This is a genomic window from Polyangium fumosum, from assembly GCF_005144585.1.
GTDB classification, from domain to species: Bacteria; Myxococcota_A; Polyangia; order Polyangiales; family Polyangiaceae; genus Polyangium; species Polyangium fumosum.
The window spans coordinates 1-20,134 of the sequence record NZ_SSMQ01000100.1 but is presented as its reverse complement, the minus strand read 5'-3'; the positions used below and the strand labels follow the sequence as shown (position 1 = coordinate 20,134).

Sequence of the window (20,134 nt, the reverse complement as noted above, 5' to 3'; positions counted from 1 at the left end):
GTCCCCGGTCGGGGAAGGAGGTAGCAATGGCTCTCAAGATCTACAGCGTCACGATCGAAATGCTGCGGCGGCTGCGGCCCGTCATCGAGAAGATCGGCGGGAAGGATGCGAATCTCGCGGATCAACTACGGCGCGCGGCGACGAGCGTGCCGTTGAATTTGCACGAGGGGGCGTATTCGCAGGGACGAAACGAGCGGGCACGGTGGCATACCGCCATGGGCTCGGCGGCGGAGGTTCGCGCGTGCCTGGATGTGGCGGAAGCATTGGGGTACGTGGAGGCGGTGGATCATGGGCTGCGCGATTCGCTGGACCATATCATCGCTACCTTGTACCGGCTGACGCAGCGGTAGGCGAAAAGCGGGCCGTCCTTCACCGGGCGGCCCGCCATTTTCGTTGAGCGTCAGAGGGGGGCGCGTAGCGCCAGACGGTTCCGCGCCAGTTGCAGCCGGGCGTAGGCAGTCGTCAGGCGGATCTGAAGCCTTCGAGCGATTTCCGGCATCGTGCGGCCCTCGATCTCATACGCGACCAGCACGGCAGCGACCTTGCGACCGAGTTTGCGAAGGACCCTCGCAAGGAGATGGGCGGCGTCCATCACCTCAATCACCCGCGGAAAAACCGCCGGCTCCGGGACCTCTCCCGCGAGACCTTCCATCCGATACCGCGCGAGCTTCCGATGATTCGATGCGATGTAGAGCGCCACCATGTAAAGCCACCGTCGCGCCTGTTCCCCAAACGTGACGCCCTCGCGTCGGCGCCAAGCAACAACGAACACCTCCTGCACGAGGTCGTCCGCCTCCCGCTCCGGGACGCCACGCTTGAGCAGGACGCGCCGAACGAAGTCCCAGGATTCGCGGTAAAACCGCGCGAAGAGCGCCTCCGGGGAGGGAAGGGTTGCTGGTTTCTTGGCGGATTCAGGGCAGACGTCTACGTTGCTCACAGCTTGTGAACTCCACGGGGTTGGGGTTTGCGGGTCAGACGCCGGTCGGTGATCTAGCGCCGGCTGGCGTCGCTTGTGTTTGTCTCATGAATCGGGGCGCGAATCAACGTCCAAATGTTGGGATTGGTTCGTCGCGGGGGCCCCACGATCCTCCGCGAATGGCGCTAGGAGCCTCGTTATGGGTGCTGCGATCCAGGCCGTTTGGCGGGCCGCCCGAGGAAGGACGGCCCGCCTTGCGGGGTTTACGATGCGCGGCGGTAGACGAGGCGTCCCAGGGTGGCGATGACGTGGTCCATGCGGTCGAGCGCCCGCGCGTCGACCGTGCCGATATAGCGCATGGCCTGGGCGACCTGGACGCAGGCGAGCACCTCCCGCGCCGATCCGAGTGCCGTCTGATAACGTTGGCGCTTGTGTCCGGCCGTGTTCCCAGCGCCTTCCGCCACATTGAGCGCGACGCTCTGCGTGGCCCTGCGCAGTTGCCGCGCGAGATCCGAATCTCTCCGTTCGATCTGCTCAGCAATGCCCGCCGCGTCCCCCGCCATGGCCAAAACGACGTCGTAAATCCTCAGCATGACGAACCCTCCGCCCGACGACCCTCTCGCCGGGACCCCCGTCCCGCACCGTCGCGCGCAGGCCTCTTCAAGGCTGCGCAGCACCGCCCGGAGCCGCCCGGAGCAGCACGCAGTGCTGCGAGGACGGCGAGGACGGCTTGGCCTTGAAGAGGTCGAGCACGACGGTATGATCGCCGTCCCCGAGCGGGATCTCTGAATGCGCTTCCGCTTCCGCTTCCGCTTCCGCTTCCCGCTGCCGCTTCCGCTTCCGCTTCCGCTTCCGCTTCCGCTCCCGCTGGCGCTTCCACTCCCAGCTCAACGACCGCTTAGCGTCGAGGTAGGTCGATCATGGGAGCGTGCGCCTTCCTTTGGCTAGACGGGTTTCTGCAAAAATGGGTTGCGACCTGTGGGCTTTGGCAGCGGCGGGATCTCGGGCGAGCCGGGCCAGGTGATGCCCGCCTTCTGCAGCATGCGTTGAGCGCCAAGCAGTCGCTCCGGGTCGGGCTCGGGGTAAACGAGCGTCTCGAGCTCGGCGGTCGTGAGCTCCGTGGGGCCTGTCAGCGCGCGGTCGACCACCGCGTCGAGGGTAGCGTTCAAGGGTGCGTATCTTGTTCGATCGAGCTCCGCCGCTTTGGCGGCGGCGCTTGGCTCGACGACGCGCGGGAGCCGACCGTTTTGGAGCAAGCCCCACGGGGTCAGCCGGTCGGCGCCGGCGGCCGTCGGGTCGTCGAACAGCGTGCCCGCGACGCGATCGCCGTACAGCCAGAAGCCAACGCCAGCATCCCTCTGCCCATGCTCGGGTCCCACTCCGAGCATGCCGACAGCTATCACGAGCGCGGGCTCCAGCTCGTCGGGAAGGCCCGGCAACGCCCCGCGCACGTCGTCCGGGCCACCCGTTACCGCATCGACCGAGAGGCCAAGCTGCTCTATCGGACCAAACCCGAGCTCATATGCGAGACCGACGACGCCCGCCTCGGTCCACGCCACGACGCCATAGGCTCCGGATCCGTTACCGTTGTAGAAGGCACCACGCTGGGGGCTGCCTGTCCAACCCGGCTCAGAGCAGGGCGGGAAGTTAGCGGGCCCGATGTTCCCGATGACGGCTTCCACGTAGGCTCGCAACGCAGCGCGCACGATGGCATCTCGGTCGAAGATGAGGCGCCCGCGGCGATGGTGACGTACGACCATGGTGCCTCGCCTAGGCCATGTTGGTCCCAGCGTCAACGTGCTCGCTGCGTGCGTCCGCCTGCCGTGTCAGGGCATGTACGCCGACGCGTCGTTGAGCTTCTTCACCTCCTCCTCCGGTGGGTTGTCGTTTGTGAAATGCCTGTTGAGCGCCCGCGATATGACCGCAGCGTTCCTGTTCGAGTTCGTGCCCCACGAGCAACTGCGCTTGTCGTTCATGGGCACGACATGGTGCACTTGCGCTTCCGTGTCGGGATATTCAAGCGGCTTTTTGGCGGGATCTCCGAGGACGAGCGGCTCCTCGCACATCACCCACTCGCACTTCTCATTCTTGCAAGGCCACTTGAAGCCCGCGAGATCGGAGTGAATCTCGCCGCCGTGCGCCTTGCGGTTGACCTGGAGGATCCACTTCTGCTGCGTGAGTGGCGTGCCGTCGGCGCCAACCATGCCGCTGTCGCATTCGAACGGCTGCCCTGGTTCGAGGGTTTTCGGCTCCGTCAAATTCCGATACGGCCCGCTCACTTCCGTCGGCACACCGTCGACCTCGACGAGGGGCGTTTGTCGCGGCGCCTTGTCAAAGTAGATCCAGGTCCTGTTCGCCACATCCGGGCCAATTTGGAGCCAGTAGTTCCCTACGCCGTCAGGCTGGCACTCGTACCCCTTGTCGTACGGTGCATTTCCCGATACCTGGCCAATCAGCGCGGCATCTTCACACGCTTTCTCCCACGTCTTGTACCAGCAATCGAACGTGCTTGCCTCGGACACGTAGCAAGCATCGCCAAACGCGGCGACGTACTTGGCGCGCAGCGCCGCGTTCATCAGCTCGCCGACGAGCTGGATGCGATAACGCCAGCACGGATCTTCCACCGGCGCTGGGCAGGCGGTCGGCTCCACTGCGGGTGGATCAACGCCTGGCGCGGGACACCCTGACTCGCTCGACCCGCCACCCTCGCACGCGCCCGTCATCCATGCCCCACCGAAGCCCCACACCACTACGCCCAGCATGGCCGAGCGAAGTCTCGTCATTGCTTGCATCTGTACTGAGTCGCACGGTCATCAGCTGGGCGGCAACGGAAAACCAGCCAGAAGGCTCACGATGCGCCCGGGGACCGAGCGTCCCAGGACGGTGACCGGGGCGGCGGGATCCGGCGGGAGCCGCGGGAGCGGTACACAATCAAATTTCTCTTGCCGCTCCCGCCTCCGCTCCCGCTGCCGCTGCCGCTCCCGCTGCCGCTTCCGCTTCCGCTTCCGTGCGTCGAGGGTTGTTGATCCGCGGAGCTTGCGCCGTCACTTGTCGGGACGCTTCGGCTTCGGCATGGGTGTTCCCGTGAAGGGGTTGATGAGCGGATCCGGCAGCGGCGGCTCGGGGGGAAGCTCGGGCGAGCCGGGCCAGGTGATGCCCGCTTTTTGAAGCATGCGTTGAACGCGGAGCAGTTGCTTCGGCTCGGGCGGCTTGGCGAGGAGCGTCGCGAACTCGTCGGGCGTGAATTCGGTGGGGCCCTGCAACCGCCGATCGACCACGGCGTCGATGATCGCGTGGATGGGTGCGTCTTTCGTTCGGGCGCGCTCTGCTGCCATGTTGGCAAGCTCCCCGAGGACCCAGAAGGGGAGTCGGCCGTTTTGGAGCATGCCCCAGCGGACGAGTCGCTTGACGCCCGGGCCTTTCGGGTCGTCGAAGAGCGTGCCCCCGACACGATCGCCGTGGAGCCAAAAGCCGACGCTCGCTAGCTTCTCCAAATGGTTTCCATCGGTGAGCATGCTGGTGGCTATCACGAGCGCGGGCTCCAGCTCGGCGGGAAGGCCCGGCACGGCCCCGCGCACGTCCTCAGGGCCGTGGGTTATCGCGTCGAGTGGCAGCTTGAACCGCTCGACTGGACCCCGCCCGAGCTCGTACGCAAGACCCACGACGCCCGCCTCGGTCCAGGCCACGACATCGTTGTCCCCACATCCGCTGGCAGTCTCAAAGGCTCCTCGATGCACGTCTCCCGTCCAGCTCGAGTCGTCGCAGACGGAATACCACAGACCGCTCCCCATTCTTTCCACGCGGGCTTCCACGTAGGCGCGCAGCGCGGCGCGCACGATGGCATCACGGTCGAAGGCGAGGCGTCCGCGGGGATGGTTGCGTAGAACCATATGCCTCGCCTAGACCACGTTTGTCTTGGCGTCAACGTGGGCGCGTCACGGCACGTAGGCTTTCGCGGCGTTAACCCGTTGTACCTCCTCGACCGGCGGGTTGGTGTTCGAGAGATACCGGTTGAGCTTGTTCGAAATAACGGCGGCGTTCTTGTTCGAGTTCGTGCCCCAGTCGCAAAGGCGCTGGTCCTTCATGGGCACGACGTGGTTCACCTCCGCGAACTGACCAGGGTCGAAGGGCGGGGGGTCGATCTGCCGCTGGTAGAGCACGAGCGGCTCCTCGCACTCTGCGGACACTTTCTCACAGTTCGCGTTGTACACGTCGCAAGGCCACTTGAAGCCCGCGAGATCGGAGTGGATCTCGCCGCCATGCGCTTTGCGGTTGACCTGGAGGATATACCTGTGCTGCAAGAGCGACTTGCCATCGGCGCCCAGCACGCCGCTGTCACAGTTGTTGAACTCGTGCCCCGGTCCGACCGTTGGCGGCTCGGGCAAGTCGCGATACGGCCCGCTCACCTCCGTCGGCACCCCGTCGACCTCGACGAGCGGCGTCTGCCGGGGCGCGGGCTCGTAGTAGATGGTGATGGTGATCGCGGGGTCCGGCCCGACCTGGCGAACGTAGTTCTCCGTGCCGGCGATACGCTCGCACGCCGGGTAGTTCTTGTCGTAGGGCGCCGCTCCGAAGACCTCTGGGACCAGCACGCCATCGTCGCACGCTTTCTGAGGGGTCTCGTAGAAGCAGTTGAACGTGGGGGTCGGGCCCTCGGACAGGTAACAAGCGTCGCCGAACGCGGCGATGTACTTCGCGCGCAGCGTGAGGTCCATGCTCGGATTGCCCATGAGCTGGATGCGATAACGCATGCACGGATCGGGCATCGTCGCCGCACATTCGGCCTTCGTGTCGGTCGGGGTGTCGGGTGGAGCCGGGCACGACTTGAGGGACCCCGGATCGAGAGGCGACCCGCACGCGCCCGTCATCCCTGCCCCACCGAAGCCCCACACCAGCACGCCCAGCATAGCCGAGCGGAGTCTCGTCCTTGCTTGCACGGTGTACTGAATCGCAGGGCCATCGGCTGGGGGGCAACGGAAAACCAGCCAGGGGGCTCACGAAGCGCCCGGGAACCGAGCGTCCCATGATGGTAACCGGGTCGGCGGGATCCGGCGGGCCTTCCCGCTCCCGCTCCCGCTCCCGCTTCCCGCTCCCGCTTCCGCTCCCGCTGCCGCTGCCGCTCCCGCTCCCCGCTCCGGGCCCCTCTCGCTGAGCGCCCCGTCCCAAGCGCGTCGTGCTCTCCAGGGCCCCGGGGGGAGGTCGAGCCGCCGGGGCGCGCCTCGGGGAAGCCTCCCCGCCGAGATGTCGCCCCTCGGACTTCCACGGGGGACCCCTCCGCCGCCGAAACGACGCGCTGCATTTCTTCGCGGGGACCCCTCCGCCGCCCGCTCCTCCCTGACCCAAAGCTCCGCGCGAGGGCCCCTCGCCCCGACCTCCCCGCCTTGAAAATTCCGCGGAGACCCCTCCCTGCACGGACGCACCTCATCGGCCCGCGCCCGTCGAACCCTCCCCGCGCCCCTCCGCCGAGGCCACGACGCCTCTCCGAACCCTCCCGCGCCCGTCCCGCTCCTTCCGCGTGTCCCCTTTACTCCTTCCCCGTCCACCTTGTAACGTCCCCTCCCATGACCGGACCCCGTACCATCGCGATCGATGAGCCCCTCGACGACGTCGACGAGGAGCTTTGCCATACCCAGAAGCACCTCGAGGCCTACCCCGAGACCGCTGCCTTCGCCGAGGCGTTCGCGGCCCTGCGTGGCGAGCTCCGGGCGCGCAAGGCCGAGGAAGATGCCCTCCGCGACGCGATCGTCTTCAGCAAGGCGCTCATGGTCGCCGCCGACGATCTGCTCAACGCGCTCGTCGACGAGACGAAAAAGGCCGTGCTGGCGGCGTTCGACCAGGACTACCAGGCCCCGCTCTACAGGCAGCTCTTCGAACGGCAAAGCCCGAGTGATCTCAAGCGGCCCATTCTCGGCGCGCAGCTCGAGACCATGCGCGTATGGGTCGGTCCGCTCGGCGCCTCGAACGTGCTGTCGCTCGGGGCGATCGCGCAGAAGCTCTCGCTCGCCATCGGCAAGGCCGACGACTCCATCACCAAGACCTCCCTCGCGGAGCAGGCCATGGATACGTTCGTCGCCGGCCCGCGCACGGCGCTGGTCAACGACGTGAATGCCCTCCGCAAGCTCACGGCCGGTCAGATCGGCGAACTCGTGCACGGGAGCCTCGAAGGCAAGGTGCCGGGCGACTTCGCCGATCGGTTCTTCCTGTCGAGCGGCGGATCGAGGACCCCGACGATCGCCGATCTGTCACGCTCCATCGCGCGCCTCGAAGCCAAGCTCGAACGCCAGAAGGCTCAGCTCGAAGCATTAAAGGAGAAGGCGGAACGGCAGCAGAAGGCCAGGCAGGAGTCCGCGCTCGCCGAGAAACAAGCCAAGCTCGCGGCCGCCGAGAAACGAGCCGCCGAGGCCGCGCAGGAGCTCGCGCGGATCAAGGCGGAGATGGGCGCGGGCTGAGCTCTTAGCGCCCCCGCCGCAAGATCCGCCCAATCTTCTTCCCCAATCCATCCGGCCCCGCGGGGGCATTCGCCACGTCGGCCGCGCCCGCCGAGACGAGCCGCGTCATGCGCTCGGGCGTGAGCGACGACGCGCAGACGAGGACCCGCGCCCGCGGCAGGGTCCGCGAAAGCTCGGCAATGTGCGCGGCCGCGCCGTCGATGTCGGCGCCTGCGTCGATGAGCACCACGGCGAGGTTCGCTCGGCCCTTGTCGTCGAGGGCTTCGAGCGGAATCAGATAGATGCCTTGCGATGCGAGCCCCGTGACGCACGAAGGGTCGATGCCCGACGCGCTCGGCATCCGGATCCATCCGACCTCCGTGAGCCCGTGTCCGGGATCCGTCGCGTCCTCCGCGCGGGCGATTTGCCCTTCCCATTGCGGCGCGCGTGACGCCCGGCCGCCGAGCGGCTCGTTTCCTTTGCGCGTGACGAGCTGCGTCGCGAGTGATTGGGGGTCGAGCGCGTCTTCGAGCCGCTTCTTGGCCACCCCGGCGTTCGCCGGCCTGCGCTCCGGCTGCTTGGCGAGCATTTCGAGGCGCAGCTTTTCGAGCAGCGGCGGCACGGGCTCCGCGCCGGTGGGGCGCGCGAGCGGCGGCGGCGGCAGGAACAGGTGCGCCGAGATGATCTCGATGGAGTTTTTTCCGAGGAACGGCGGCCGGCCTTGCAGCATCGCCGTCAGGACACACCCGATCGCATAGATGTCCGTCGCGGGGCCGACGGCGAGCGAATGGCATTGCTCGGGGCTCATGTACTCGGGGGTGCCGCCCACGGCCTCGGGCTTCGTGAGCGTCGGGCCGCTGTCGTCTTCCTTGGGCAGCTCGACGTGCGCGAGGCCAAAATCGAGGATCTTGACGGTGCGTTTGCCGCCCACCTCCGTCAGGAAGACGTTTTCGGGTTTCAGATCCCGGTGCACGATGCCGCGCGCGTGCGCCACGTCGAAGGCGTCGAGGATCTGCCCGAGGATGTCCCGGATGTCGGTGAGCGGCGGCGCCGCGTCCCGGTCGCGGAGCCACGAATGCAGCGTGACGCCGACGAGGTATTCCATGACCAGGAAGGGCAGGCCTTCGTCTTCGCCGTAATCGATGACGCGGACCACGTTCGGGTGGTCGAGCAGCGTCGCGGCCCGCGCCTCGCGGTAGAACCTCCGCACGTAGTCGGGCTCGATCGAGATGTTGTAATGGAGCAGCTTCACCGCGACCGGCATCCGCAAGGTCACGTGCTCCGCGCGGTAGACCTCGCCCATGCCGCCCGAGCCGATGCGGGCGAGGAGGCGGTATTTGCCCGCGAGGACGAGGCCGACGTGGCCGCCCGTGCGCTCCCGGAGGATCGGGGGGGCCTTCGCGACGGCCTGGTACGCGAGGTCCTGGGGGGAGGGGAGGGTTTGCAGCGTCGTGTGGTGCTGCGCTTCGAGATCGTCGAGATCGCCAGCCCCGGGCGGGCGGACGCTGATGCGCATCGGAGCCTGCCCGCTCGTCGGGCCCCCAGGCTTCGAAGGCGAACGATCGTCGTCGTCGTCGTCGCTCATCGGCTCTCTGTCTCCAGGCGGAATCCGAGCGATCCGGTCACCGTGCCCGCCGCCTGCCAGGTGACGCTCTCCGCGCGCCCGACCCAGCCGGACAACGCGAAGAACACCGAGCCGCCCGCCTCGACGCCGGCCGTCAGGCCATACGGAACCACGACCGTGCCGGCCTGGCCGATCGTGGCGAGCACGTGGGCATCGGCGACGACATACGCCCGGAGCCAGCGCAGGGGGTCGTAGGTCGCGCCCACGAGCAGGTACGGCTGCACCCAGGGGATCTGCGCGGACGGCTCCTCCAGGAGGAAACGCGCGCCCACGTTGACGACCCACGTCATGCGGCCCTGCGCCCCGCCGGCGGCGCCGCCGAGGTCGAACATGAAGTCGCGCCGGTTTTCGAGCGGCAGGCCCACGCGAACGAGCGGCGCGATCTCGAGCTCGGAGTCACCACGCTCGAAGACGCGGTAACGCGCCCCGAGCCACGCCATGTCCTCCGTGGGCACGCTGCCCGGCATGGTGCCTGCGTTTCCGCGTTCGAAGGGCGTCGTGACGATGAGCGCGTCGAGCCCGAGCGCGCCAAACGAGCCGCTGACGCGGCCATTGGCCTGGAAGACCGGGCCGTTCGCCGTGCTGCCCGCGCTCAGGCCTCGGCCGACGGCCGTGGGCGCCGTCGGGCTCGTCCAGGGCACGGCCGTGACGCCCGCCGGGCGGAAGGGCGGCAGCCACGCGCCGAGCGGGCGGAGCTGCGGGCGCCGCGGCGGAGGCGGCAGGGGCTTCTCCGGCGCGAGGATCTTGGTCGTGCCGAGGACCTTTCCGTGGGCGTCGAGCACGTCGAGCCGCGCCTCCCCATGGGCGTCGCCGACCGGGAAGGAGGCGAGGAGCGCGCCGCCCTCGGCCACGGTGAGCGGGAGCGTCTCCACGCGCTCGCCGAGGCGGAGCCGGAGGCGCGGCGCGACGCGCTTCGGGATGTCGATCTCGCCGAGCCCCTTCGTGGCGACGTGCACGTGGATCTCGCGCTTCGCCGCGTCGAACGTAGCGGCCGGGGTCGTCGTGACGGGCGTGGGGACGAGGGTGATCCGCTCTTCGTGCCCGCTCTTCGTGCGGAAGCGTAACGTCTTCGGCGCTTGCTTGAGGAGGTCGATCTGCGCGGGCGGCGGGCCGAAGGGGCCTTCATCGAGGGCCACCTCGACCGGGCTCGACGTGGTGAGCGCGAGGACGCCGTAGGGGTTCACCGTGACGGTCTTGCCCTCGAAGCGCGCGCCCTCGCCGCGAAGCTCGGCGGCGACGACGTCGATGGTGCGCACGTCCGAGGCGACGCCGAGGTACTCCTCGACGTCGATGGCGCGGACCCGCACGCGGTAGAGGCCCGGCGGCATCTTTTCGGCGCGGAAGGAGCGCACGTCGGCGGGGATCTCTTCACGCACGACGAGGTCGTGGAAGCCTTCGTCGCGCGAGACTTCGAGTCGGTAGGACTTGGCCTTCTCGACGGGATCCCAGCTCGTCGTGATCACGGCCGTGCCCGGGGGCGCGAGCACGACGGACGGCGATCCGCCGTCCTGCCAGCGCGGGGCGGGCGGCAGCGGGCGCGGCGGGGCGGGCGGCGCTTGGCCTTCGAAGCGCGTGCCGTAGTTCTTCGGCACCGTCACCGTCTTGCCCCCCGACTGGACCGCGGCCTTGCCGTCGAAGACCGCCACGGTCGTGCGCGCCTTTTTCCGCTCGATGACGGTGTCGCTCGACGCGGCGCGCACGACGCCGCCGTCGGGCACGGCGACCTCGGCCGGCTCGCCGCGCAGCGCGGAGAGCCCCGCCTGCACCTCGCCCGCCTCGATCTCGACCGCGGGCGGCGTCTTCGAGACGCTCGTCTTGCCGGCGGTCCCGTAGATCACGACGAGCGTGTTCTGCGCGAGGAAGACGTGCGTGTGATCGAGGAACTCGATGTGCGCGCGGCCGTCCTCCATCGTCTGGACGTTGTGGTTGCGGTAGAGCGCGGCGCCCGTCGCGACCGTGTCCCACCCGCCGCCCGAGGGCCTGCCGCGCACGTTGGGGTGGCTCGACTTGATGCGCGCGTCGGGCACGCTCGTGACGCCCTTCGGCAGGATGAGCGTGATGCCCTCGGGCAAGGGCTTGCGGCAGTCGACGCGGTTGTAGCGGTTGAGGAGGGGCACGTGCGCGGCCGCGCCGTACATGACCTTCGCGATGTCCTCGCACGTCTCGCCCTTCTGCACGCCCCAGTGCACGATGGGCTCGAGGAAGCCGGGCGGCGGCGTGTCGGCGTGGGCGCGCGGCGCGACGGAGAGCACGAGGGCCAGGGCGGCCAAGGCTCCTCTCACGACTGTGCGCATGCCCATTCCTCCGACGACGCGCGGACGTGAGGCCACGCCGCCGCCCGCCAGCATAGACCCGGTTCGTGGCGGCTGGCGAGACCCGGCGCGTCGCGCGGCGGCGGCCCCCCCACCTCGCTTCGTTTCGGGTTGCCCCCTCGCGTCTGCTGCCATAGCGTCGCCCCCTATGGTCGCCCGGCGTTTCCGCTCCCTTGCGTGCGCGGGCGCCGTGTGGCTCGCGCCCGCCGCGGCGAACGCGCAGGCGGCGACCGCGCTGGAGCGGCTCGAACCGGCGCCCGCGGGCGACGGCTTTTTCGCGGTGCCGCGCGCCGAGGTGGCCGGGGATCTGCGCGCCTCGGCCTCGCTCGTGTTCTCGTACGCCCACGCGCCGCTTTCGCTCCGCGTGGGGGCGGGCGACGCGGCGCAGGAGGCCGGCGAGGTGGTCTCGTATCAGCTCACGGGGCACCTGCTCGCCGCGATCGAGATTCGCCGGTTCTTGAAGCTCGACCTCGACGTGCCGGTGACGCTGGCCCAGGGCGGGGAGTCTCCCTCGATCACAGGGCTCGTTTCGGCGCTGCCGCCCGGCACGCCCACCACGTACGGCTCGCCCGCGGGCGCCGCGATGAACGATCTGCGGCTCGGCGTGCGCCTCGTGCTCTTGCCCCAGCGCGGCGCGATCCCCGCGGCGAGCCTCGTCTATGCGGTGTGGGTGCCGACGGGGGACGCGACGGCGTTCGCGGGCACGGGCGAGGTCCGGCACATGCCGTCGATCGTCGTGGGGGCCGACATGGGCCGGTTTTCCTACTCGATCGCGCTCGGGCGGCGCGTGCAGGACACGCGCGGCGGGCTCGGGCTGCTCGGCGGTGAGCTCGTCGCGGGAGGCGCGATCGCCGGGCGTTTCGGGCGGTTTTCGGCGAACGCGGAGCTCTACGGCTCGACGGTGACCGTGGACGCCTTGCCGTTTGGGCGCGGGACGACGAACATCGAGCTCTTGGTTGGCGGCCGCGCCACGCTGGGTCCGCTCGCGCTTGGCCTCGCCGGCGGGCCCGGGCTGACGGCCGGCGTCGGGACGCCGACGTTCCGGGTCGTGGCGAGCGTGGGGGCCTCGTTCGACGTGCCGCAGAAGGCGAGGGCCGAGGGCGCGACGGGCGGGGACGCGTCGGCGTCCGGCAGGGATCCGAAGGCGAACGCGAAGGGGAACGCAAAGGGGAACAAGGGGCCGGGCGTCGAGGCCGCCGCGGCGCCCGACGCGGACGGTGACGGCGTGCCCGACGCGAAGGACGTGTGTCCCGATCGCGCGGGGGACGCGACGCCCACGGCCGCGCGTCCCGGTTGCCCGCCCGATCGGGACGGCGACGCCATCGCGGACGCGGACGACGTCTGCCCCGACGAAGCCGGCGTGGCGAGCGCCGATCCCGCGCGTTACGGCTGCGCGCTCGACACGGACGGCGACGGGATCGCCGACGCGGTCGACGCGTGCCCCAAGGAGCGCGGGGAGGCGAACGCGGACCCCAAGATCACGGGGTGCCCCGCGTCAGTGCGCGTCGAGGGCACGCAGATCGTGATCCTGCAGGAGGTCAACTTCGCCACCGGCAGCGACGTGATCGCGCCGGAGAGTTACGCGCTCCTGGAGCAGGTCGCCGCGGTGTTCGCGCAGCACCCGGAGATTGCGCGGGTGGCGATCGACGGACATACGGACAACGTCGGCGTCGAGCGGGCGAACGTCACGCTCTCGCAGCGGCGCGCCGTGGCCGTCGTGCGCTGGCTCGTGGATCACGGCGTGGACGCGCGGCGTCTGGAGGCGCGTGGTTTTGGTCCACGAAGGCCGGTCGCGAGCAACGACAAACCCGAGGGGCGCGCCAAGAACCGCCGCGTGGAGTTCCAGATCCTGCGGCGCACGCCGCTCGGCGAGGCCGGTTGGAAGGAAGGCGCCGCGAAGTGAAGCTCGGCTCGATCGGCGCACGCGCGCTGCTCCTGTTCGCGGCGGTCGGGCTCGTGCCCGTCGGCGCGGTCGTGGCGCTCTTGCTCTCCGTGAACCGCCAGGCGGTGCAGACGAGCGAGCAGCAGCTCCAGGCAGCCGTGCTCGAAGAGCTCGAGCGCGCCACGATGCGTCATGTCGAGGGCGTGCGCGTCGACGCGGATGCCGTGGCGTTCGCGCTCTATCAAGCCGCGGGCGCGAAGTCCGCGGCCGGCGGGGATGGGCTCGATGCGGTTCGCGCGATCCTCGGCACGCGCCGGGAGCTCGGCGCGGTGCGCTTCGAGGTGCCCGAGCGTAACGTGAGCACGGTGCTGCGGCAGAAAGGCGACGAGGTCGCCGCGGGCCCCGACGTGCCCGCCTCGACGCCCGCGATGCAGAAGGCGGCGGACGAGCACGGCATGGGCGTCGCGCTGCTCGGGCCGGGCAAGGGCCTGCTCGTGGTGCCGATCCCCGCGGTCGAGGGCGCGGCGACGACGGCGCGCGGCTACGTCACGGCCGCGCTCGACTTCGTGGATCTCCAGCGCGAGATCGACGACATCGCGGGCCGTCGTTTCGGCGGCGCCGTGGGCCTCGTCGTGGTCGACGCGACGCGGCGCAGCGTCGCTTCGCACGGGATGCCCGAGATCGGCGCCTTCGCCGACACGGCGAGCCACCCGCTCTGGAACGGTTTTTCCAAGGAGAACCCCGGGGTCGTGGGCGTGGTGCGGGTCGCGCCGTATCGCGCGGAGAGCGGCGCGGACATGATCGGCGTGGTGCGTTTCCTCCCGGGCCTCGGCTGGGGCGTCGCGCTCGCGCGCCGCGAGGAGGACGCCTTCGCCGTGCTCGCGGCGATGCAGCGCCGCGGCGGCATCGTCGCGCTCGGCGCGGCGTTGCTCGCGCTGGCGGCGGCGGCGCTCTCGGCGCGCTGGATCGCGCGGCCGATCGTGCACCTCGCGGGGCAAGCGCGCCTCGTCGGCGAGCGTCGCTGGCGGGAGCTTTCGCTCTCTTCGCCTCGCACCGACGAGATCGGCACGCTCACGACCGAGCTTTCTCGGATGGCGACCGACCTCGAAGGCAGCGAGCTCGAGATCGCCCGGCAGGCGCGGCAGCGCGCGGATCTCGGCCGGTTCCTGAGCAAGGAGCTCGTCGAGGCGATCGTGAGCGGCCGGCACGAGCTCGCCCTCGGTGGTCGCCGCGCGGCGGTGAGCGTGCTCTTCGCCGACGTCGTCGCGTTCACGCCGCTCGCGGAGACGAGGCCGGCCGAGGAGGTCGTGACGCTGCTGAACGAGCTGTTCTCGGTGCTCACGGAGGTCGTCTTCCGGCACGGGGGCACCGTCGACAAGTTCATCGGCGACTGCATCATGGCCGTGTGGGGCGCGCCCGTGGCCCAGGAGGATCACGCGGCCCGCGCGCTCGCCGCGGCCGAGGACATGATGCGGTTCCTGGAGACGGCGAACGAGTCGTTTCGCGAGCGGTACGGGACCACGATCGAGCTCGGCATCGGCATCAACTCGGGCGAGGTGCTCGTGGGCAACATCGGCTCGGACAAGCGGATGGAGTACACCGTCATCGGTGACGTGGTGAACGTTGCCGCGCGGCTGGAGGGGATCGCCCGTCCCAACCAGGTGCTCGTCGCAGAGACCACCCACGGGCTCGTGGCGGACGCCGCCTTCGAGCTCTCGCCGCTCGGCGAGCGCGCGCTCACGGGCCGGAGCGCGACGACGAAGGTCTACGAGCTCGTGACGAGCTGAGGCTTTTTTGGAGCGGATGCATGACGCATTCGAAGACCTCGGGCGCGCGCATGGGCTAGAGTAGGCCCGCGCAATGAACAGGCCCCCGTTCGGAAGTGATCCGTCATCCGGTGTGTCCGTCCTCGGACGCAACTCGGAGACCACGCCGCAGTTCTCGGACCCCGTGATGATCCCGCGGATCGAGCTCTGCGTGGAGCGCGAGGCGGGCAAGGCGACCGAGCGCGTCGTCGTGCTCGAAGGTGAGCTGTTTCGGATCGGCTCGCACGCGAGCAACGATCTCGTGATCACCGATCCGAGGGTGTCGCGTTTTCACTGCCGGATCGCGCGTGGCGTCGGGGGCTTTCGGATCCTCGACACGGGCTCGCTGAACGGCTCGCGGATCGGCGGCGTGCGCGTCCGCGACGCGGATCTGCCGCTGCCCGAGTGCCGGATCGAGCTCGGCGAGTCGATCGTGCGGGTGCGCGAGCTTCACGCCACGGCCTCGGCCGACGTGCCCGGGGCGCCGAGCTTCGGCTCGATCTTCGGCGCGTCGCTCGGGATGCGCAGGCTCTTCGATCTCTTGAAGCGCGTGGCGAAGACGGACGCGAACGTGCTCATCGAGGGCGAGAGCGGGACGGGCAAGGAGCTCATCGCGACGGAGATCGTGCGCCGGAGCCCACGCGCGAACAAGCCACTCGTGATCGTCGACTGCGGGGCGATCTCGCCGAACCTGATCGAGAGCGAGCTCTTCGGCCACGTGCGCGGCGCGTTCACGGGCGCCGAGCGCAACCGCATCGGCGCGTTCGAGGCAGCCGACGGGGGCACGGTGTTCCTCGACGAGATGGGCGAGCTGCCGCTCGACATGCAGCCGAAGCTGCTCCGCGCGATCGCGTCGCGGGACATTCGCCGGATGGGCGAGAACCAGTCGCGCAAGGTCGACGTCCGCGTGATCGCCGCGACGAACCGCAGGCTCGAGCGCGAGGTGAACCTCGGCCGTTTCCGTGAGGATCTCTACTACCGGCTCAGCGTGGTCACGGTGCGCGTGCCGCCCCTGCGCGAGCGCATCGAGGACATCCCGCTGCTCGTGAACTGCTTTCTCGCGGCGCTGGAGGCGACGGACAAGGCCCACCTCTTCACGGCGGACGTGCTCTCGGAGATGTCGCGCTACGACTGGCCCGGCAACGTGCGCGAGCTGCGCAACTATGTGGAGCGCCGTGTGGTGCTGGAGACGGAGGCGCCGAGCTTCCGGGATGACGAGGAAGACGCGAGCCCTTCGTCCGAGCGGCCCGGACCCAGCGCGGGCGCCGTCGACATCGAGGTGCCCTTCAAGACCGCGAAGGACACGATGATCGACCAGTTCGAGCGCGCCTATCTGGCGGCGTTGCTCGCCTGGTCCGACGGCAACGTGAGCCGCGCGGCGCGCAAAGCGCAGCTCGATCGCATGTACCTGCACCGCTTGCTGCAGCGGCACGGGCTGCGGCGAGCGGGCGCGCTCGAATGACGGTCAGCGCTTCGGCCGCGCGGCGCGGCGCGCGAGCAGGAGGTGCCGGAGCGCGGCGGCAGCGGGGGGGAGGCGATCCTCGCCGCGATGCACGATGTGCATGGGGCGAACGATCGGCGTCGCCGGGTGCGGGACCTCGACGAGGCGGCCGAGGGCGAGGTCGTGCTCGACGGCGAAGCGGCTGACGAGGGCCACGCCGATCCCTGCGCGCACGTTTCCTTTCACGGCCGCGATGCTGCCGAGCTCCATGACGACGTCGGCGTCGGGAAAATGCTGGTCGAGCAGGGCGCGTGTCGTCGAGCCCCGGCCGAACGTCACGAAAGGAGCGCCGTCCGCGGGCAGGCCGGGGGCGGCGACGAGGATGAGCTGATCGTCGATCCAAAGCTCTCCTTCTGGATGCGTGACCACGCCGAGATCGATCTCCCCGCGCTCGAGGGCGTCGAGCACCTCGGCGGTCGTCGCTTCGCGAAGGCGAAAGCGCACCCCGGGATGTGTCGCCCGAAACGCCGAGAGCGTGGGCGGCAAGAGGTACGTACAGGCCGTCGCGCCGGCGCCGAGCCGTACTTCCCCGGCTTCGAGGCCCTCGACCTCGGCGACGGCCCGCATCGCATCACCCACGGCCGCGAGGATGTGCAGCGCGCGCGGGAGGAGGACACGCCCCGCGGCCGTCAGGCCGGTCCCTGCGCGGTCCCGATGGAGGAGCCGCGCGCCGAACGCTTCTTCGAGCCGCTGGATCGAGGCCGTGAGCGCGGGTTGCGAGAGGTGGGCGTGCCGCGCGGCCCTCGTGAACGTCCCGTGTTCAGCGATGAGGGCGAAGTGCCGAAGGGCATCCAGCATCAGCCAGAGTTATCACGGTGTTCCGAACAATCGATTGGTCCGATGGTGGCCGAGCGCCTACGTCATGCCGCGAGGAGGTGGAGCGATGCTTGCGCTTCTCCCTGTATTCGGGGTTCTGGCCGGTATCCTGACGACGATGGCTGGGCTCGGCGGGGGCATCCTGCTGCTGCTCGGGCTGTCGGTCGTTTGGGGGCCGGCGGCGGCGCTGGCGTCGACGGCGCCGGCGATGCTCTTCGGCAACCTGCACCGGCTCTGGCTTTTGCGGGACGTGTTCGACCGGGGGGTCGCGAAGGCGTTCGCCTGGGGCGCCGTGCCCGGGAGCTTCCTGGGCGGGCTGATGGCGGCGTGGATGCCGGAGGACGTGCTCCGATGGCTGATGCTGGTGATGACGTCGGCGGCGCTCGGCCGGGCGTTCGGGCTGTACACATGGAGGCCAAAGGCGGCGGCGATGGCGCCTGCGGGCCTCGGGATCGGAGCGATCAGCGCGACGGCGGGCGGAGCGGGTCTGCTGGTGGGGCCGCTATTCATGGCGGCGGGGCTCACGGGCAAGCGGTTCGTGGGCACGGTCGCGGCGGCGGCCGTGGCGCTGCACGCGGGGCGGGTGGCGGCGTATGGGCTCGGCGGGATGATGACGGAGGAGACGGTGGTGCGAGCGACGGTGCTGACGGTGGCGGTGATGGGCGGCAACGTGGTCGGGCTGTGGCTGCGGGATAGGGTGCTCGACGAGCGGAGAGCGGAGCGGCTGGAGCTCGGTGCCCTGGTGGCATGTATGGGGCTGAGCATGTTGGGGGTGGGGAAGGGCTGAGTGAGGGGGCGGGGAGGGAGGCGGTTGGAGGGGGATTGGAGAGGGATTGGAGGGGGGGCGAAAAAAAGACGTTGACAACTGATGCGGAACATGGTTTTTCTGCGCGCCCGTTCGACGGGAACGCCGCCTTAGCTCAGCGGTAGAGCAACGGTTTCGTAAACCGTAGGTCTCGAGTTCAAATCTCGAAGGCGGCTCCAGGCGTTTCTTGGGTGATTCCGCGGGGTTATTGACCGCGACGCCGACCACCCAGACCAGCAAGACCAGACGGCCAGACAGGGCCGTTGCCTTGCTGTTGCCTTAACCCTCGGTGTCCGGGTCAGGTCGGGAGAGGCCCTAAGGCCCGATTTCAGGCCGATTTGCCGCCCTACGGAAGGGCGTCCGGCGTTGCCTTGCTGTTGCCTTGGCCGTTGCCGTGAGGGTCGCGGTGGGCCAGCCGCCGGGCGGCCTCTTCGAGGTCCGCCTTGAGGAAGTGGACGTGCCTCTGCGTGGTCGCCAGGTGCTTGTGATCTGCCATCCGCTGGACAACGTGGATAGGGATGTTCGCGCGGAGCCACGAGGTAATCGCGTAGTGTCGGAGACAGTACACCGACCGCCCGCTCAGCCCCGCCCGCCGGCAGACGCGCTCGAACGCCTGGTCGATCCCGAACTGACCCCACGGCTTGCCGTGGTCGTTCAGGGCGACGTGCGCCTCCCGCGGTCCTTTCCTCACGATGGGGGTGAGGAGCCGGGCGAGCTCCCTGGAGATCGGGATCTCCCGCTGGCCTGTCTTGGGCGTGTGGATCTCGCCGTGTGACCGACCTTCGCGCACGTTGAGGAACCCGCCCACCGCCACGCCGTTCTCCCATCGCAGGTGCACGTCCTTGCAGCGGAGCGCGCGGACCTCGTTGGGGCGGAGCCCGGCGTCCGACATCAGAGCGAAGGTCGGGCGGTGGGACTCGCGGGCGTCGTCGAGGATCTTCTGGACCTGATCGTCCGAGGGGATCTCGAGGATACTCTGCCCGATGGGCTTGAGCTTCGGCAGGTTCGCCGGTCGGTCCTCCACGTACCCGCGGCTCTTGGTGAACCGGAGGACCGACCGGAGGACGATCTGCGTGTTGTTGCGCGTCGAGCGGGTCAACTTCCGCCGGGACAGGTCGAGGTCGAGATCCGCAGCGGCCTTCCCATCGACCTTGTCCAGGGGGAGCTCGCCGAACCTCGGGAGCAAGGTGCTCCGGAGAACCGACTCGTAGCCCCTTCGACTCGTGACCTTCAGCTCGGCCACCATGAAGGTCTCGCGGTACTCGGCGACGAGCTCCGCGAACTTCTTCTTGGGCTTCGCCCCGGCACCCGAGCCGGACGGGGCACCGGCAGCGATACCGCTGGTCGATGCCGCCGGCTCATTCGGCTCGCCGTACTGCGCAATGTTGAGCAGATACCGTTTCTCCTCCACGCGGGCCGCGGTCCAGGTTTGGACCTCGGCGTCTTTGCGGAAGCGTGCGCGCGTGCCGTCCCGTTTCTTGTACTGGATGTCAATCAACAAACGGGTTTCCCCGTATCGTTCGACTTTGCGGACTGCCATGGTCAGGCGCCCCCACCTGCCCACGGGTCCGCTGCCTCGATGCGCATGCTCGACGAGGCGCAAGGTAGCCCTTGTCCGAGCAAAGAACGACCGTCCGGGTTTGGCAGAAGAGCAAACCGCACGCTCGAGGAGCAGCTCAGACGCGCTCGAAACCATAGCTGATGCGCTGGTAGCACACGAAGCCATACTCATCCGCCAGGGCGATTGGTATCACCTCGCCCACCCCCGTCCTGACGCCCCGTGTCCCTCGTGCCCAGGCTCCCCGCCGGAAGGAGCCTCAACATGTGTATGGAACAACAAGCGGCAGCCATTCGTGCGGAGGTCTCGCGTATCGAAGGCCGACGCGGTCGCGGCAAGGCATACCCCCTTTCGCTTCGGCGGAGGGCGGTTTCGTATTACAGCGCGAGACGCGAGCAGGGCGCATCGCAGCGTGACATCGGTCTCGAGCTCGGCATCTGCTTTCAAACATTGCATCGCTGGGCGACGCAGCTCGACATGACGCCGC

At 69.3% G+C, this 20,134-nt stretch carries 16 protein-coding genes and 1 tRNA gene; 7 read left to right on the top strand and 10 right to left on the bottom strand.

From position 1 onward, the window contains the following. The first annotated feature begins 26 nt into the window (after nucleotides 1-26). Nucleotides 27-350, top strand: coding sequence for a four helix bundle protein (locus E8A74_RS47445; RefSeq protein WP_170229925.1), 324 nt, complete (start codon nucleotides 27-29; stop codon nucleotides 348-350). 50 nt (nucleotides 351-400) lie between these two features. On the opposite strand, the gene E8A74_RS47440 is transcribed toward E8A74_RS47445, so the two are convergent. The 6 genes from E8A74_RS47440 to E8A74_RS47415 form a co-directional block, all read right to left on the bottom strand. Continuing rightward, the gene (locus E8A74_RS47440) at nucleotides 401-937 is read right to left on the bottom strand and encodes an RNA polymerase sigma factor (RefSeq protein ID WP_136935798.1); all 537 of its coding nucleotides are present in this window, start codon (nucleotides 935-937) and stop codon (nucleotides 401-403) included. 242 nt (nucleotides 938-1,179) lie between these two features. Then, complete coding sequence (locus tag E8A74_RS47435; RefSeq protein WP_136935797.1) at nucleotides 1,180-1,509, bottom strand: four helix bundle protein; 330 nt, start codon at nucleotides 1,507-1,509, stop codon at nucleotides 1,180-1,182. A 351-nt stretch (nucleotides 1,510-1,860) separates the two neighbouring features. Continuing rightward, complete coding sequence (locus E8A74_RS47430; protein WP_136935796.1) at nucleotides 1,861-2,676, bottom strand: hypothetical protein; 816 nt, start codon at nucleotides 2,674-2,676, stop codon at nucleotides 1,861-1,863. A 66-nt stretch (nucleotides 2,677-2,742) separates the two neighbouring features. Continuing rightward, nucleotides 2,743-3,567 (bottom strand): hypothetical protein, encoded by an 825-nt coding sequence (locus E8A74_RS47425; RefSeq protein ID WP_136935795.1) that lies wholly within the window; start codon nucleotides 3,565-3,567, stop codon nucleotides 2,743-2,745. A gap of 393 nt (nucleotides 3,568-3,960) precedes the next feature. After that, nucleotides 3,961-4,602: a hypothetical protein gene (locus tag E8A74_RS47420; RefSeq protein ID WP_136935794.1), complete on the bottom strand. Its 642-nt coding sequence runs from the start codon at nucleotides 4,600-4,602 to the stop codon at nucleotides 3,961-3,963. A 249-nt stretch (nucleotides 4,603-4,851) separates the two neighbouring features. Next, complete coding sequence (locus E8A74_RS47415; protein ID WP_136935793.1) at nucleotides 4,852-5,667, bottom strand: hypothetical protein; 816 nt, start codon at nucleotides 5,665-5,667, stop codon at nucleotides 4,852-4,854. Nucleotides 5,668-6,477: 810 nt separating this feature from the next. Between E8A74_RS47415 and E8A74_RS47410 the strand changes: the two genes are divergently transcribed. Continuing rightward, nucleotides 6,478-7,365 (top strand): hypothetical protein, encoded by an 888-nt coding sequence (locus tag E8A74_RS47410; protein WP_136935792.1) that lies wholly within the window; start codon nucleotides 6,478-6,480, stop codon nucleotides 7,363-7,365. Between the two features lie 4 nt (nucleotides 7,366-7,369). Here E8A74_RS47410 and E8A74_RS47405 read toward each other — a convergent pair whose 3' ends face one another. Then, nucleotides 7,370-8,929, bottom strand: a complete 1,560-nt coding sequence (locus E8A74_RS47405) for a serine/threonine-protein kinase (RefSeq protein WP_136935791.1) — start codon at nucleotides 8,927-8,929, stop codon at nucleotides 7,370-7,372. Then, nucleotides 8,926-11,238 carry a FecR domain-containing protein gene (locus E8A74_RS47400; RefSeq protein ID WP_170229924.1) on the bottom strand — a complete coding sequence of 771 codons (2,313 nt, stop codon included), beginning with the start codon at nucleotides 11,236-11,238 and terminating at the stop codon, nucleotides 8,926-8,928. Before E8A74_RS47400 ends, E8A74_RS47405 begins: the two co-directional genes overlap by 4 nt. 190 nt (nucleotides 11,239-11,428) lie before the next feature. On the opposite strand from E8A74_RS47400, the gene E8A74_RS47395 reads away from it, so the two are divergent. The 3 genes from E8A74_RS47395 (at nucleotide 11,429) to E8A74_RS47385 (ending at nucleotide 16,429) form a co-directional block, all read left to right on the top strand. Next, complete coding sequence (locus tag E8A74_RS47395) at nucleotides 11,429-13,183, top strand: OmpA family protein (RefSeq protein ID WP_136935789.1); 1,755 nt, start codon at nucleotides 11,429-11,431, stop codon at nucleotides 13,181-13,183. Next, complete coding sequence (locus tag E8A74_RS47390) at nucleotides 13,180-14,949, top strand: adenylate/guanylate cyclase domain-containing protein (protein WP_136935788.1); 1,770 nt, start codon at nucleotides 13,180-13,182, stop codon at nucleotides 14,947-14,949. The genes E8A74_RS47395 and E8A74_RS47390 overlap by 4 nt, the downstream gene beginning before the upstream one ends. 73 nt (nucleotides 14,950-15,022) lie before the next feature. Continuing rightward, on the top strand, nucleotides 15,023-16,429 hold the full coding sequence (locus E8A74_RS47385; protein ID WP_136935787.1) for a sigma 54-interacting transcriptional regulator: 1,407 nt from the start codon (nucleotides 15,023-15,025) through the stop codon (nucleotides 16,427-16,429). Nucleotides 16,430-16,432: 3 nt separating this feature from the next. On the opposite strand, the gene E8A74_RS47380 is transcribed toward E8A74_RS47385, so the two are convergent. Continuing rightward, nucleotides 16,433-17,266 carry a LysR family transcriptional regulator gene (locus E8A74_RS47380; protein WP_136935786.1) on the bottom strand — a complete coding sequence of 278 codons (834 nt, stop codon included), beginning with the start codon at nucleotides 17,264-17,266 and terminating at the stop codon, nucleotides 16,433-16,435. An 85-nt stretch (nucleotides 17,267-17,351) separates the two neighbouring features. On the opposite strand from E8A74_RS47380, the gene E8A74_RS47375 reads away from it, so the two are divergent. Then, nucleotides 17,352-18,071 (top strand): TSUP family transporter, encoded by a 720-nt coding sequence (locus E8A74_RS47375; protein WP_170229923.1) that lies wholly within the window; start codon nucleotides 17,352-17,354, stop codon nucleotides 18,069-18,071. 122 nt (nucleotides 18,072-18,193) lie between these two features. Next, nucleotides 18,194-18,268: transfer RNA gene (locus E8A74_RS47370), tRNA-Thr, on the top strand. Nucleotides 18,269-18,435: 167 nt separating this feature from the next. Here E8A74_RS47370 and E8A74_RS47365 read toward each other — a convergent pair. Next, on the bottom strand, nucleotides 18,436-19,629 hold the full coding sequence (locus E8A74_RS47365) for a tyrosine-type recombinase/integrase (RefSeq protein ID WP_170229922.1): 1,194 nt from the start codon (nucleotides 19,627-19,629) through the stop codon (nucleotides 18,436-18,438). Nucleotides 19,630-20,134: the final 505 nt, after the last annotated feature.

Excerpts from the sequence above, each read along its gene's own strand:
- E8A74_RS47445 (WP_170229925.1), top strand. The coding sequence starts at position 27 with ATGGCTCTCAAGATCTACAGCGTCACGATCGAAATGCTGCGGCGGCTG.
- E8A74_RS47435 (WP_136935797.1), bottom strand. The coding sequence starts at position 1,509 with ATGCTGAGGATTTACGACGTCGTTTTGGCCATGGCGGGGGACGCGGCG.
- E8A74_RS47430 (WP_136935796.1), bottom strand. The coding sequence starts at position 2,676 with ATGGTCGTACGTCACCATCGCCGCGGGCGCCTCATCTTCGACCGAGAT.
- E8A74_RS47415 (WP_136935793.1), bottom strand. The coding sequence starts at position 5,667 with ATGCGTTATCGCATCCAGCTCATGGGCAATCCGAGCATGGACCTCACG.
- E8A74_RS47410 (WP_136935792.1), top strand. The coding sequence starts at position 6,478 with ATGACCGGACCCCGTACCATCGCGATCGATGAGCCCCTCGACGACGTC.
- E8A74_RS47405 (WP_136935791.1), bottom strand. The coding sequence starts at position 8,929 with ATGAGCGACGACGACGACGACGATCGTTCGCCTTCGAAGCCTGGGGGC.
- E8A74_RS47395 (WP_136935789.1), top strand. The coding sequence starts at position 11,429 with ATGGTCGCCCGGCGTTTCCGCTCCCTTGCGTGCGCGGGCGCCGTGTGG.
- E8A74_RS47385 (WP_136935787.1), top strand. The coding sequence starts at position 15,023 with ATGAACAGGCCCCCGTTCGGAAGTGATCCGTCATCCGGTGTGTCCGTC.
- E8A74_RS47380 (WP_136935786.1), bottom strand. The coding sequence starts at position 17,266 with ATGCTGGATGCCCTTCGGCACTTCGCCCTCATCGCTGAACACGGGACG.
- E8A74_RS47375 (WP_170229923.1), top strand. The coding sequence starts at position 17,352 with ATGCTTGCGCTTCTCCCTGTATTCGGGGTTCTGGCCGGTATCCTGACG.
- E8A74_RS47365 (WP_170229922.1), bottom strand. The coding sequence starts at position 19,629 with ATGGCAGTCCGCAAAGTCGAACGATACGGGGAAACCCGTTTGTTGATT.